This is a genomic window from Actinomadura geliboluensis, from assembly GCF_043197915.1.
Lineage (GTDB): Bacteria > Actinomycetota > Actinomycetes > Streptosporangiales > Streptosporangiaceae > Spirillospora > Spirillospora geliboluensis.
On sequence record NZ_JBICUA010000007.1, the window covers coordinates 15,066 to 28,889 of the forward strand.

The following is a 13,824-nucleotide window of genomic DNA, read 5'->3' on the forward strand; positions in this document are numbered from 1 at the left end:
CCGACATTTCGGGCCCGCCGGTCGGTGTAGCAAAACTCGTACCCCCTTCTGCGAATCAACCGGGCAAAACCGCCCTGGGAGTGCGCCGCCCCGCCGGGGCCCCGGCGGGACGGCGCGGTGTCAGCCTTCCGCGCGCGCCGCCACGGCGCGCCGGACGGTCGTGGCGGTGAACAGCCCGGCCGCCCCCGCCACGAGGGCGAGCAGCAGCAGGCCGATCCGGTACTCCCCGAGGCTGCCCCAGAGCGCTCCCATCACCAGCGGGGGGACGAACCCGCCGAGCCCGCCGGCGGCGCCGACCACACCCGTGACCGCGCCGACCTTGTTCGCCGGGGCGAGCCGGGCGACCAGCGCGAACGTCGCGCCGCTTCCGGCGCCGAGCGCGGCGGCCATGGCCAGGAACGCGATGGTCCCGACCGGCATGAGCGCGGGCGCGAACGACTGCGCGACGGCGCCGGCCACGGTCACCGCGAGCGCCGCGGTCATCACGCGCACCGCGCCGATCCGGTCCGACAGCCAGCCGCCGACCGGCCGCATCACCACGGCCAGCAGCACGAAGCCCGCCATCCGGTTCGCGGCGTCCGCCTGCGACAGCCCGTACTCGGCCTTCAGGTAGGTGGGCAGGTACACCGAGAACGCGACGTAGCCGCCGAAGGCGACCGCGTACAGGGCCGACATCTGCCAGGTGACGCTCAGCCGGACGGTCGCCGCCAGCCGCTTCGCCAGCGGCTCGGTGGGGGCGGTGCGGCCGGGGGCCTCCCGCAGCACCAGCCACGCGACGACCGCGTACACCGCGAGCAGGGCCGCCATCACCTCGAACGGGAACTCCATCCCGTACCTGTCGACCTCTTTGACGGTCGTCAGCGCGCTGATGGCGGTGCCGCCCATCCCGGCGCCGAAGATCCCGATCGCCAGCCCGCGCCGCTCCGGCGGGAACCACGCGTTGACGAACGGCACCCCGATCGCGAACGCCGTCCCGCCGATGCCGAGGAAGAAGCCGCCGACCAGCAGCGCCGGCAGCGACGAGTGCCCGGCCAGCCCGAGGTACAGCACGGGCACGATCGTGATCAGCGACACCGCGGGGAACATCACCCGCCCGCCGAACCGGTCGGTCAGCGCCCCCACCGGGATCCGCCCGAGCGACCCCACCACCACCGGCACCGCCACGAGCAGCGACTGCTCGAACGACGTCAGGTCCAGCGAGTCCTTGAACCTCGGGCCGAGCGGGCTGAGCAGGGCCCACGCCCAGAAGTTGACCGCGAACCCCAGTGTGGCCATCGCCAGCATGACCATGGGCCGCCAGGCCCCCGGCGGCCCGGGCTTGCTCTCGTCTCGCTCGGCCACCCCACGCACCGCTTCCATCGCTCCCCGCCAGGTTCCCGTGATCGTTCCCGGACCTCCGGCGGATAACCATGATCGGTACCCGCCGGGTCCGATCTCACCCTCGCGGAGAGCGGCGGCGCGCTGAAGGGACCTTCGTCCCGCCGACGGTCCCGTCAGGCCGATGGTCTCGTCAGGACGCGCCCGGCGACGACGGCGCGCCGACCGGGCCGGTGCGGCGGGCCCGGTCGGCGCGGTGGGCGCGACCCTCGGTCAGACCTCCAGGACCCGCAGCGCCGCGTGGCGCTTGGGGCTCAGGTAGACCTTCTGCTTGGAGCCGTCCTGCTCCAGTTCGAGCACGAACCGGTAGTGGTACAGGCCGGGCCGCGCGGTGCTCTGGACGGCCCCCGCCCAGTAGTAGTAGACGGGCGTGTACGGCGACCGCATGAGGTCGGGCGCCCCGTAGATCTTCAGCTCGGTGGTGATGCGGCGCTCGGCGACGTCCTCCTCGTCGCCCTTCTCGGTGTCCAGGAACACCAGGTTGCTGATCTTCGGCATCGGGGGCCAGGTGCCGTCCGGCCGCTTCTCCATCTCCACCGGCCGGATGATCCAGTTGATGACCTGCCCCTGCTTGCAGATCGTCTCCAGGTGGTCGGTGCCCTGCCCGGTGCCGCCGAGGCTGTTGTCCATCATGAACAGGGCGCCGTCGAGCGAGCCGGTCGAGGTCGCGCGCTCCATGTTCACCAGCGTCACGATGTTGAGCTGGACCGAGTTCAGCTGGCCGCGCTCGTCCGGGCGCTCGGCGCTCCGCGGGGTGCTCATGACCGCTCCTTCACCGCGCCGGGCCGGCCGGCGGCGGGGGCCGGGCCGGCCAGCGCCGGCGTCGACAGGGCGAACGGCTCGGTGAGGGTGCCGAGCCGGAACTTCAGCCGGTAGGCCACCGGCTCGGTGACGGCCTTCTTCACCGTGCCGGTCCAGTAGACGATGTCGGTGCCCGGGAACACCCTGCGCTCGGGCTCGCAGACCTTCGCGTCGATCACGATGTCGTCGAGGGAGGCGTAGGTCTCGCACTCCAGCACGACGACGTTCCAGATGAGCCGGTCGCCGGCCCGCACCGTCGTGCGCAGCCGCTCGGTGCCGAAGCCGGTCGACCCGGCGGACTTGTTGGTGTCGTACAGGTAGACGTTGTGGTCCAGCGAGCCGGACGCGATGATCGCGACCGGGTCCACCACGGCGACGATCGTGACGGGACGCGCGGGCTTGGCGTCGGCGGGTCTTGTCCTCGGGGGCATGGGGCTCCTCCGTTTTCGGGTGCGGTGCGCGGTGCGCGGGCCGGGGGCCGGGGGCCGCGGGCTACGACGGCGGGACGGCCGGCATGGGCAGGTGGCCGAGCCCCGCCCCGGTGAACGCGTTGCGCTTCGGCTCGGCCGTGACCCGGATGGCCGACCGCCAGGTCATGTCGACCGACTCCCAGACGGGCTCCCCGTTGCGGTACACCAGCTCGTGGAGCTGGATGTGCATCGTGTAGGAGTAGGTCCCCGGACGGGCGGTATCGACCGTCGCCGACCAGTACCAGCCGTCGGACACCATGTCCGGGGAGCCGTACTGCGCCGGGTAGATGATCTTCTCGTCCACCGCCTCGCCGGTGAGGTCGGTGATGATCGGCGGGGGGTAGTTGTAGGCGGCGTCCTCGCCGGTGACGGCGTTGCCGGTCACGTCGAGGACCTTGGCGCCGGCCAGGCCGCGGCTGCCGCGCGGCCGGCGGGCGTGCGTGCCGACGCGGCGGCGCAGGTGCTCCAGGTCGGCGGTGGTGTCGACGGACGGGTCCGGGGCCCGGTCGGCGACGGCGCCGATCTCCGCCAGCGCCTCCCGGTCGATGGCCTCCGCCCGGTCGGCGTGGTAGCTGCGCGGCACGGTCGGCGGGATGGAGCCGAGGCTGGCGAGCGCCCAGTTCAGCACCTGCTCGGTGCCCTGCGACCCGTCGCTCCAGTACGTGCCGGGGATCGCGGTGACGAGGTCCTCGGTCCCGTCGCCGGTGGAGCCGAGGAACTTCATGTTGTCGAAGAGGTAGATGTTGCCCTTGAGGTTCCGGTCCTGGAGCGCGCCGGCGATGTCGACCATCACGATGATGGCTTGCTGCTGTGCCATGGGTCCGCCTTCGGGTCGGGGGTCACGCGCACATGAGCGCGGCGGTCTCGAGGCCCAGCACGCTGTTCCGGCCCTCGTGCATCTGGAGTTCGAGCCGGTACCCGTAGCGCGCGCCGGGCACGAGGTGGGCGGGGACGATCCCGGACCAGACCAGGACGTCCGGGGTCTTGGTCTCGGCCTCCCCCGCCTGCCCGCCGCCTCCGGCGGGCGGCGGGCCCGGGGCGCCGAGGAACGAGATGCTCCGGATCTCGACCGGTGTCTGCACGTCCACGGCGACGGCGCTCCACTGGACGACCTGGCCCGGTGCGACGACGGTGCACAGGTCCGTGGTGCCCTGCCCGGCGCTGTCGAACTGCCCGTCGTCGATCAGCGAGAGGTTCCCGTTGTGGAGGGTCCCGTCCGACAGCGCTCCGACGACGTCCACGAGGACGACGATGTTGACGTTCGGTTTCATTTCTCCGCTCCTGTCCTGACCATTGCCCGTCACCCCCGGTCGCGTACGAGGGGGACCTTGCCGACGGCCGTCCGCTCTATCTCGGGGGACGACCGGTGCACGAAGGAGACCCGGAACCCGTATCCGGACCGCTCCACCGCCGCCCGGGTGGCCTCCCGGTCGTTGAACAGCGACAGCGACCGGGGCATCGCACCGGTGAACAGCCGCTGGAGACCGGCGTGGCCGAGCGCCGAGCCGACCTCGCGGCCGAGCCCGTCGGGGTCGTCGACCGCCGCGAGCAGCGTGATCGTCCTGGCCTCGCGGTGGTTGACGAACTGGATCTCGTGCGCGGCCTCGTCCAGGTCGATGCCGGTGGCCGTGCACAGGTCGTCGCGCAGGGCCTCGTAGGCCAGCGCGGCCGAGTACTGGCTGTCGTTGAGGTGCAGCACGTCGCCGGTGCGGCCGGCGAACTCGAACCGGCGGGTCTTCAGCCCGGGGCCGTCCAGGGACGGGCGGCGGATCATCCGGTCGCCGAGCTTGAGCCGCAGCAGCGGCGCCTCGTGGGCGTGCAGCCGGGTGACGACGAGCTCGCCCTCCTCGCCCTCGGCGACCGCGCGGCCCGCCTCGTCCACGATCTCGACCAGGTGCAGGCCGGGCACCGCCGCCAGGCAGGGCGAGTCGTCGCGGAGCTGGAGGCCGATGGTCTCGGCCTGGGTCGCGGCGAAGTAGCTGAGGATCGCGACGTTCGGGTACAGCGCGCGCAGCTCGGCCCGCTTGCGGTGCGGCAGGACGCCGCTGCCGTAGAGGGCGACGCGGAAGTTCTCCCGCGCCTCGCGGCTGAGCCCGGCGCCGAGGTCGGCGAGGACGGCGACGCCCGCGGAGATGCCCATCATCGCCTTCGGCCCCGGATAGGAGAACATGTGCTCCAGGACGGGCCCGGTGACGGGGCCGGCGCCGATGTAGTTGACGCCCGGCACCTGCTGGAGCACGCCGCCGACCATCGTGCCGCTGCTCCACATCTGGTAGTCGGCGAGGTTGGTGAACAGCCATTTCGGGTCGCCGCCGCGCAGGTGGCCGCGGAGCTGGTAGGTGCCCATGAACGCGCCGGCGACCCGGTAGGTGTCGCGCAGCTCCCGCAGCGAGTAGACGATCTCCAGCGGGAGCCCGTCGCCGGTGCCGCCGCTGGCGACGACCTCGAAGCCGCCGCGGCTGAGTGGCACGACCACGCCGGGCCGCGCGCCCATCACCATGTCGCGCTGGACGGCCTTGTCCGACAGCGGGATCTGCTCCCACTCGGCGTAGGTGGGGGGCGGGCCGGTGATCCCGGCGGCGCTGAGCCGCTCCTTCCACAGCGGGTTGAGCAGCACCGTGTTGACCATCTGCTGCAGGCGGCGCAGGACGAGGGCGTCCTGCACCTCGTGGGGCGTCTCGCTGTACGGGACGCCGCACAGCCGCTCGCACGCCCGCATCTTGCCCGCGAACGACGGCAGGTCGGGGACGGTGTCGACCGACCACGGCTGCATCTCCTCGTCGGGGATCAGCCGGGCGGCGAGCTCGGCGGCGTCGGCCGCCCGGTCCAGTCGCACAACGCTCATCGCGCACTCCTGTTCGTCACGGGTTCCCGTCGCGGAGCACCCGCTCGCCGGTGTCCCTGATCTCGGCGAGCAGCATCCGGACGTGCTCGGTGCCGGCCTGGTGGTTCATCATCACGACGCGCAGCGCGGCGGTGCCCCGCACGTCGACCTTGGAGATGAAGAAGCGCCCCGACCGCCGGACCCGGTCGCGGATCTGCAGTTGGAGGCGGTGCACCCGGCCGGCGGCGACGCCCGGCGGGCGGTAGCGGAAGCAGAGGATGTTCGCCTCCGGCAGGTGCAGCGTCTCGAAATCGGGTTCGCTCCGCAGAATGCCGTGCGCGTCCCGGGTGAGCCGGCACAGGTACTCGATCTTCTCGGCGAACAGGGCGCGGCCGTAGACGGCCCACAGCGTCCACAACGGCATGATCATCGGCCGTTTCGTGCATTCGAAGTTCTTGTCGCCGCTGTCGAATTCGCAGAATGGATCGGGTTCCTCGTCGAATACGTAGCTGGCGCGCTGCCGGAAGGCGCCGAGTGCGGCCTGGGCGTTCCGGTAGAAGAGCAGGGTGCAGGGCGCGGGGACGAACATCATCTTGTGCGCGTCCCAGGTCAGCGAGTCGGCCTTCTCGATGCCGCGCAGCCGGTGCCGCAGCCGGTCCGACACCAGCAGGCTGGCGCCGTGCGCGCCGTCGACGTGCAGCCAGATGCCGCGCTCGGCGGCGATGGCGGCGAGCCGGTCGATCGGGTCGAACGCGCCGAGCGCCGTGGTGCCGGCGGAGGCCACCAGGCAGAACACCGCGAGGCCCCGCCGCTCGGCCGCGGCGAGCACGGCCGGCACCCGCTCGGCGATGATCTGCCCGCGCCGGTTCACCGGCAGCCGGACCAGCCGCGCCTCCCCGACGCCGAGCACGCCGGCGGCCCGGGTCACGCTGTAGTGGACGTCCTCGCTGACCGCGACCGCCGGGGCCGGGCCGCCGCCGTGCCGGCCGCGCGCCCAGATGCCGGGGAAGGCGCGGTTGCGGGCGGCCAGCAGCGCGGTGAGGTTGGCCAGCGAACCGCCCGAGGTGGTGACCATCGCGAAGCGGCCCGGCTCCCAGCCGATGAACCGGTTGAGCTCGTCGGCCATGATGCGCTCGGCCGTGAGCGGGAGCTGCCCCGCCTCGTAGAAGGAGGACGGCTGGCCGACGACGGCGCTGACGAAGTCGATCACGCCGGCCAGCGGGACGGCCCCGGAGAACTGGCGGCCCATGTAGCCGGGCGAGTGGACCTGGATGCCGGTCCGGACGTAGAGGTCGATGATGCCGGCCAGGCGCTTCTCGTCGAACGCGGCGACGCCCTCGTGCCCGGTCGCCATCAGCGACCGCGCGGCCCGCGCCAGCACCGCCGGGTCGGTGAGGTCCAGGCCGCGGACCGACAGGTCCGCCAGATAGGTCTCCAGCCGCCGGGCGGCCAGTTCGGAATTCCTGCGGAAAAGATGCGGATCGAATGCGGCGGCCAGCGATTCCCCGGCCGGCTGCCGCGGTCGCGGCACGGGTGGATGACATTTCCCTGGCGAGTCCGCCACTGCGCGTTCCCCCGATTTTCATGACCGTTTATGTATTGGCCCTGACAGCGTTGAGTCTAGGCAGGCCCGCGAGCGGCCAACAAGGGCAGTCATTCCTAACCGAGGCGCCACCGGCGACATTTGTCGATCATTTATTGATCCGCGATGCCGTCCGCCCTGTCGGCATTTATGTGGACGAAAGGCGCATCGCGGCGGGCGGCACGGCGCGGCGCGGGCCTGATGTCCTACCGTGGTGGCGTGACCGAGCATCCTGGGCAGGGCGAACTGGCGGCGGCGCTGCGGGCCGCCGGGGTCGGCGGCGTGGACGACTCCGCGCTCGCGCGGGCCATGTACTCCTCCGACGCCTCGCTCTACCGGGTGCCGCCCGCGGTCGTCGTGACGCCCCGGGAGACCGCGGAGCTGCCCGCGGTGCTGGAGGTGTGCCGCCGGCTCGGGGTGCCGCTGACGATGCGCGGCGCCGGGACGTCCATCGCGGGCAACGCAGTCGGGCCGGGCGTCGTCGTGGACGCGAGCCGCCACCTGAACCGGGTGCTGGAGATCGACCCCGAGGCGGGGACGGCGCTGGTCGAGCCCGGGATCGTGCAGGCGCGGCTGCACGAGCTGGCGGCCGGGCACGGGCTGCGGTTCGGGCCCGATCCGTCCACCCGGACGCGGGCGACGCTGGGCGGCATGATCGGCAACAACGCGTGCGGGTCGCGGGCGCTCGGCTACGGCCGGACGAGCGACAACGTCCTCGGCCTCGACGTGGTGACCGGCTCCGGCGAGCGGCTCCGGCTCGGCGACGTCCCCGGCGGCCCGGCCGAGAGCCCCCTCCTGGAGGGCCTCCGCGGGCTGGTGGGCGAGAACCTGGCGCTGATCCGCACGGAGTTCGGCCGGTTCGGGCGGCAGGTGTCGGGCTACTCGCTGGAGCACCTGCTGCCGGAGCGGGGCTTCGACGTCGCGCGGGCGCTGGTCGGGAGCGAGGGGACGCTCGCGCTGACCCTGGCCGCGCGGCTGCGGATGGTGCGCGAGCCCGCCTGCCGGGTACTGGTCGTGCTCGGCTACGGGTCGATGGCGGAGGCCGCCGACGCCGTCCCGGCGATCCTGCCGCACGGGCCGGTGGCCTGCGAGGGGCTCGACTCGCGGATCACGGGCGTGGTGCGGGAGCGGCGGGGCGCCGCCGCGGTGCCGCCGCTGCCGGACGGGTCCGGATGGCTGCTGGTGGAGCTGGCCGGGGCCGAGATCGGGGCGCTGCGCGGCATCGCCCGCAAGGTCGTCGGCGACTCCGGCTGCCGCGGCTCCATGGTCGTGGAGGACATGGCGCTCGCGGACGCGCTGTGGCGGATCCGCGAGGACGGGTCCGGGCTCGTCGCGCGGACGCCGGACGGCGAGCAGGCCCACGCCGGCTGGGAGGACGCGGCCGTCCCGCCCGAGCGGCTCGGCGCCTACCTGCGGGAGTTCGAGGCGCTGCTGGCGGAGTACCGGCTGTTCGGCGTCCCGTACGGGCACTTCGGCGACGGCTGCGTCCACGTGCGGATCGACTTCCCGTTCGGCCGGGCGAAGGGCGCGCGGGTCTTCCGCGACTTCCTGAACGAGGCGGCCGCGCTGGCGGCGCGGCACGGCGGCACCATGTCGGGCGAGCACGGCGACGGCCGCGCCCGCAGCGAGCTGCTGCCGCACATGTACTCGCCGGAGGCGCTGGCGCTGTGCTCCGCCGTCAAGGACGTGTTCGACCCCGGGGACGTGCTGAACCCGGGGGTGATCGTCCGCCCGGCGCCGGTGGACGACGACCTGCGCGCGGTGCAGCTCGTCCCGCTGAACCGCGGGCTCGGTCTCGCCTACCGGGACGACCGCGGCGACCTGTCGCGCGCCGTGCACCGGTGCACCGGCGTCGGCAAGTGCCGCGCCGACAACACGGCGGCGGGCGGCGTGATGTGCCCGTCCTACCTCGCGACCCGCGAGGAGAAGGACTCCACGCGCGGGCGGGCGCGCGTCCTGCAGGAGGTCGTCAGCGGCAAGCTGGGCCCGGACGGCTGGAAGTCCGACGCGCTGCACGACGTCCTCGACCTGTGCCTGTCCTGCAAGGGCTGCGCGTCCGACTGCCCGACCGGGGTCGACATGGCGTCCTACAAGGCGGAGGCGCTGCACCGGCGGTACCGGAGGAAGGTCCGGCCCCGCTCCCACTACGCGCTCGGCTGGCTCCCGCGCTGGACGCGCCTCGCGGCGAAGGCGCCCGCGTCGGTCAGGGCGGTGAACGCGGTGATGCGGTCGCGCGCGCTGAGGCCGCTGCTCGCGTGGGGCGCGGGGATCGACCGGCGGCGCTCGCTGCCCGAGTTCGCCCCGGTGACGTTCCGGCGCTGGTTCACCTCACACCGCAGCCCCGAGGGGCGGCACGGCGACGTCGTGCTGTTCGTGGACACCTTCACCGACGCGTTCTCCCCCGAGGTCGGCATGGCGACGGTGAAGGTGCTGGAGCACGCCGGCTACCGGGTGATCGTGACCGAGCGCCCGGTGTGCTGCGGCATCACGTGGATCTCCACCGGCCAGCTCGACGGGGCGCGCGCGCAGGCCCGGCAGACCGTCCGCGCGCTGCTCCCCCACGTCCGGCGCGGGGCGAGGGTCGTCGGGGTGGAGCCGTCCTGCACGGGCGTGCTGCGCTCGGACGCGGCGGAGCTGCTGCGCGGCGTGGACGCCGCCGCCGCGCGGGAGGTGGCCGCCGCGACCCGCACCCTCGCCGAGCTGCTCGCCGAGACCCCCGGCTGGACGCCGCCCGACCTGTCCGGCGTGGCGGGCGTCGCGCAGCCGCACTGCCACCACCACGCCGTCATGGGCTGGACGGCCGACGCGGCCCTGCTGGCGGAGGCGGGCGCGGACGTCGGCAGGGTCGGCGGCTGCTGCGGCCTCGCCGGGAACTTCGGCGTCGAGAAGGGCCACCACGACGTCTCGGTGGCGGTCGCCGAGACGTCGCTCCTCCCGGCCGTCCGGAAGGCGGGCGAGGGCGAGGTCGTCCTCGCCGACGGGTTCAGCTGCCGCACCCAGCTCGCCGACCTGGCGGGCCGCGACGGCGAGCACCTGGCCCAGCTACTGGCCCGCCACCTTCCCCGCTGACGTCGCCTTTCCCGCCGATAGGGTGCGGGAGAGGGTGAGCGCGGCGGTGTGGACGGCCGGGGCCACCGCGGCGAGGCGCATCTTCGTCGCCCAGCCCGACACCGACAGCGCGCCGAGCGCCTGGCCGTCGGCGCCGAGGACGGGGCTGGCCGCGCACACGATCCCGGCGCCGGACTCCTCCCGGTCGTAGGCGACGCCCTCGCGGCGGATCCGCGTCAGCTCCTTGGCCAGCAGCCCCGGCGCGGTGACGCTGCGCCCGCTCCGCTTGGCCAGCCCGGCGTCCAGCACGGCCTGCACCGCCTCCGGCGGGGAGAACGCCAGGATCGCCTTGCCGACCCCGGTGACGTGCGCGGGCAGCCGCCCGCCGACCTGGGACGGCAGCCGCGGCCCGCCGGACGAGCCGAGGATCTCGACGTAGACGACCTCGGCCCCCTCCAGCACCGCGAGGTGGACGGTCTGCCGGGTCGCCTCCCGCAGGTCCGACATGTAGGGGGCGGCGGCGTCCCGCAGCACGCGCTGGCGCGGCACCCGCTGCCCGATCTCGAACAGCTTCAGCCCGAGCCGCACCCGCGTGCCGTCGCGCTCCAGCAGGCCCGCCTCGGCGAGGTCGAGCGCGATCCGGTGCGCGGTGGACTTGGGCAGGCCGCTGCGGCGGGCCAGCTCGGCGGCGCCGAGGCCGTCGTCGTCGGCCCGGAACGCGGTCAGCACGGCGACGGCGCGGCGCAGGAACGTGTCGTCGGGCGGCATGCCCGCCACTGTAGAAGATGTGTCCCACCACGCGGGACGCGCGGATTGCCCGCCGCGACCGGGACGGGGGAGGCTCGGCCTCGGCAGACAACGAAAGGACGGCCCCAATGGACCCGGGTTCCGTGGAGAAGGCCGCGGCGGCGCTACTGGACGCGTACGCCACCGGCACTCCCATCTCGCCGCTGACGAAGGACCATCCGGAGATGTCGGTGGCCGACGCCTACGCGGTCCAGCTCGCCCAGGTCGAGGCGTGGACCGCCGCCGGGGCGCGGATCAAGGGGCACAAGGTCGGGCTGACCTCGGCCGCGATGCAGCGCCAGATGGGCGTCGACCAGCCGGACTTCGGCGTCCTGCTGGACACGATGTTCCTGCAGGAGAGCGCCCCGATCGACGCCGGCCGGTTCCTGCAGCCCCGGATCGAGCCGGAGATCGCGTTCGTGCTCGGCCGCCCGCTCGCCGGGCCCGGCGCGACCGCGGCGGACGCCGTCGCCGCCGTCGAGTACGTGCTGCCGGCGCTGGAGGTCATCGACTCCCGCATCGCGGACTGGAAGATCACCCTGCCGGACACGATCGCCGACAACGCCTCCAGCGGCGGCGTGGTGCTCGGCACCCGCCCGGTCCGGCTGGACGACCTGGACCTGTCGCTGATGGGCTGCCTGCTGCGCCGCGACGGCGACCTGATCGACACCGGCGCCGGCGGCGCGGTGCTGGGCTCGCCGATCAACGCGCTGGTGTGGCTGGCGAACGTGCTCGGCGAGCGCGGCGTGTCCCTGGAGGCGGGGCACGTGGTGCTGCCCGGCTCGATCACCGCGGCCGTCCCGGTGGCGCCCGGCGAGACCCTGACGGCGACGTTCGCCGGGATCGGTTCTGTGACCGCCCGGTTCGGGAAGGAGCAGAAATGAGCGAAGCGAGCCGGGGGGCGCGGGGGGTCGCCCCCTCGCAGGGACAAGGCATGAGCAAGCTGACGGCGGCCATCGTCGGGCCGGGCAACATCGGCACCGACCTGCTGGTCAAGCTGATGCGCAGCGAGCTGATCGACGTCCACTCGATGATCGGGGTGGTGCCGGAGTCGGACGGGCTGGAGCGCGCCCGCAAGCTCGGCGTCCCGGCGTCTGCGGAGGGCGTGGACTGGCTGCTGAAGCAGCCGACGCTGCCCGACCTCGTGTTCGAGGCGACGTCGGCGAAGGCGCACCTGGCGAACGCGCCCCGCTACGAGGAGGCGGGGATCACGGCGATCGACCTGACGCCCGCCGCGGCGGGCCCGCTCGTGTGCCCGCCGGTGAACCTGGACACGCTGTCGGACGCCCCGAACCTCAACATGATCACCTGCGGCGGGCAGGCGACGATCCCGATCGTGCACGCGGTGTCGTCGGTCGTCCCGGTGCCGTACGCGGAGATCGTCGCGTCCATCGCGTCGCGGTCGGCCGGGCCCGGCACGCGCGCGAACATCGACGAGTTCACCCAGACCACGGCCCGCGCGATCGAGAAGGTCGGCGGCGCCGGGCGGGGCAAGGCGATCATCATCCTGAACCCGGTGGACCCGCCGATGATCATGCGGGACACGGTGTTCTGCGCGATCCCGTCGGATGCCGACACCAAGGCGATCCAGGACTCGATCGAGAAGATGGTGGCCGAGGTCGCGGTGTACGTGCCCGGCTACACGCTGCGCGCCGAGCCGCAGTTCGACGAGCCCCGCGACATCTGGAACGGGATGGCCCGCGTCGCGGTGTTCCTGGAGGTCCGCGGGAACGGCGACTACCTGCCGCCGTGGGCCGGCAACCTCGACATCATGACCGCGGCCGCGGCCCGGGTGGGCGAGCAGATCGCGCGTAGGAAGGTGGCATCATGAGCGCCGCGCAGGATACCCCGGCGAAGATCCGGATCACCGACTCGACGCTGCGGGACGGCAGCCACGCGATGGCGCACCGCTTCACCGAGGAGCAGGTCCGCGGGGTCGTGCACGCGCTGGACGCGGCCGGCGTGGAGGTCATCGAGGTCACGCACGGCGACGGCCTCGGCGGCTCGTCGTTCAACTACGGCTTCTCGCTGGAGGACGACGTCAAGCTCGTCGCCGCCGCGGTGGACGAGGCGACCCGCGCGAAGATCGCGGTGCTGATGCTGCCGGGCGTCGGCACGGTCGAGGACCTGAAGCTGGCGCACGACGCGGGCGCGTCGGTCGCCCGCATCGCGACGCACTGCACCGAGGCGGACGTCTCGCTGCAGCATTTCGCCGCCGCCCGCGGCCTCGGCATGGAGACCGTCGGGTTCCTGATGATGTCGCACCGGGTGCGGCCGGACGTGCTGGCGCAGCAGGCCCGGATCATGGTGGACGGCGGCGCGCAGTGCGTGTACGTCGTCGACTCGGCGGGCGCGCTCGTGCTCGGCGAGGCGCAGGAGCGCATCAGCGCGGTCGTCAAGGAGATCGGGCACGAGGCGCAGGTCGGCTTCCACGGCCACCAGAACCTGTCGCTGGGCGTCGCGAACTCGGTGCTGGCGCAGCAGAACGGCGCGCTGCAGATCGACGGGGCGCTGTGCGCGCTCGGCGCGGGGGCGGGCAACTCCCCCACCGAGGTGCTGGTGCCGACGTTCGAGCGGCTCGGCGTCCCGACGGGCGTGGACGTGCAGGGCGTGATGGCCGCCGCGGACGACGTGGTGAAGCCGTTCCTGCACCGGCTGCCGTTCGCCGACCGGGGCGCGATCACGCAGGGGTACGCGGGCGTGTACTCCAGCTTCCTGCTGCACGCCGAGCGGGCCGGGAAGCGGTACGAGGTCCCGGTGCACGAGATCCTGCAGAAGGTCGGCGAGGCCGGCTACGTCGGCGGCCAGGAGGACATGATCATCGACGTGGCGCTCCAGCTGCGCGCGGAGCGCGAGCGCGCGGAGTCCTGACCGTACGGGCGCGGGGGCGCGGTGGCCGGTCGCACCGGCCGCCGCGCCCTTCCGCGTCGCGGTGG

12 protein-coding genes are annotated in these 13,824 nt (G+C 73.5%); 4 read left to right on the forward strand and 8 right to left on the reverse strand.

Going from position 1 to position 13,824, the window contains the following annotated elements; all coding sequences use genetic code 11:
- Nucleotides 1-120: 120 nt before the first annotated feature.
- The 7 genes from ACGFI1_RS22665 to ACGFI1_RS22695 all read right to left on the reverse strand — a co-directional run bounded on the left by ACGFI1_RS22665 (nucleotide 121) and on the right by ACGFI1_RS22695 (nucleotide 7,003).
- Nucleotides 121-1,359: a nitrate/nitrite transporter gene (locus ACGFI1_RS22665; protein WP_392787570.1), complete on the reverse strand. Its 1,239-nt coding sequence runs from the start codon at nucleotides 1,357-1,359 to the stop codon at nucleotides 121-123.
- Between the two features lie 231 nt (nucleotides 1,360-1,590).
- A complete protein-coding gene (locus ACGFI1_RS22670) occupies nucleotides 1,591-2,139 on the reverse strand; it encodes a hypothetical protein (RefSeq protein WP_392787572.1) in 549 nt (182 codons plus the stop codon).
- Nucleotides 2,136-2,609, reverse strand: a complete 474-nt coding sequence (locus ACGFI1_RS22675; protein WP_387078310.1) for a hypothetical protein — start codon at nucleotides 2,607-2,609, stop codon at nucleotides 2,136-2,138. The genes ACGFI1_RS22670 and ACGFI1_RS22675 overlap by 4 nt, the downstream gene beginning before the upstream one ends.
- A gap of 61 nt (nucleotides 2,610-2,670) precedes the next feature.
- A complete protein-coding gene (locus ACGFI1_RS22680) occupies nucleotides 2,671-3,465 on the reverse strand; it encodes a hypothetical protein (RefSeq protein WP_386876271.1) in 795 nt (264 codons plus the stop codon).
- 22 nt (nucleotides 3,466-3,487) lie between these two features.
- Nucleotides 3,488-3,919 carry a hypothetical protein gene (locus ACGFI1_RS22685; RefSeq protein ID WP_138636184.1) on the reverse strand — a complete coding sequence of 144 codons (432 nt, stop codon included), beginning with the start codon at nucleotides 3,917-3,919 and terminating at the stop codon, nucleotides 3,488-3,490.
- Nucleotides 3,920-3,948: 29 nt separating this feature from the next.
- Nucleotides 3,949-5,493 (reverse strand): hypothetical protein, encoded by a 1,545-nt coding sequence (locus ACGFI1_RS22690; protein ID WP_392787575.1) that lies wholly within the window; start codon nucleotides 5,491-5,493, stop codon nucleotides 3,949-3,951.
- A 16-nt stretch (nucleotides 5,494-5,509) separates the two neighbouring features.
- Entirely contained in the window at nucleotides 5,510-7,003 is a 1,494-nt protein-coding gene (locus ACGFI1_RS22695) for a pyridoxal phosphate-dependent decarboxylase family protein (protein WP_392787578.1), read from the reverse strand.
- Nucleotides 7,004-7,255: 252 nt separating this feature from the next.
- Between ACGFI1_RS22695 and ACGFI1_RS22700 the strand changes: the two genes are divergently transcribed.
- Nucleotides 7,256-10,123 (forward strand): FAD-binding and (Fe-S)-binding domain-containing protein, encoded by a 2,868-nt coding sequence (locus ACGFI1_RS22700; protein ID WP_392787581.1) that lies wholly within the window; start codon nucleotides 7,256-7,258, stop codon nucleotides 10,121-10,123.
- On the opposite strand, the gene ACGFI1_RS22705 is transcribed toward ACGFI1_RS22700, so the two are convergent.
- Nucleotides 10,097-10,870, reverse strand: a complete 774-nt coding sequence (locus ACGFI1_RS22705) for an IclR family transcriptional regulator (RefSeq protein ID WP_386876281.1) — start codon at nucleotides 10,868-10,870, stop codon at nucleotides 10,097-10,099. The genes ACGFI1_RS22700 and ACGFI1_RS22705 overlap by 27 nt on opposite strands.
- 107 nt (nucleotides 10,871-10,977) lie before the next feature.
- Between ACGFI1_RS22705 and ACGFI1_RS22710 the strand changes: the two genes are divergently transcribed.
- From ACGFI1_RS22710 to dmpG, 3 genes are read left to right on the forward strand one after another with little or no spacing between them, the layout of a single operon-like run.
- The gene (locus tag ACGFI1_RS22710) at nucleotides 10,978-11,772 is read left to right on the forward strand and encodes a 2-keto-4-pentenoate hydratase (protein WP_392735873.1); all 795 of its coding nucleotides are present in this window, start codon (nucleotides 10,978-10,980) and stop codon (nucleotides 11,770-11,772) included.
- A gap of 50 nt (nucleotides 11,773-11,822) precedes the next feature.
- Nucleotides 11,823-12,719, forward strand: a complete 897-nt coding sequence (locus ACGFI1_RS22715; RefSeq protein ID WP_392787585.1) for an acetaldehyde dehydrogenase (acetylating) — start codon at nucleotides 11,823-11,825, stop codon at nucleotides 12,717-12,719.
- Nucleotides 12,716-13,759, forward strand: a complete 1,044-nt coding sequence (dmpG, locus tag ACGFI1_RS22720) for a 4-hydroxy-2-oxovalerate aldolase (protein WP_392787587.1) — start codon at nucleotides 12,716-12,718, stop codon at nucleotides 13,757-13,759. The genes ACGFI1_RS22715 and dmpG overlap by 4 nt, the downstream gene beginning before the upstream one ends.
- Nucleotides 13,760-13,824: the final 65 nt, after the last annotated feature.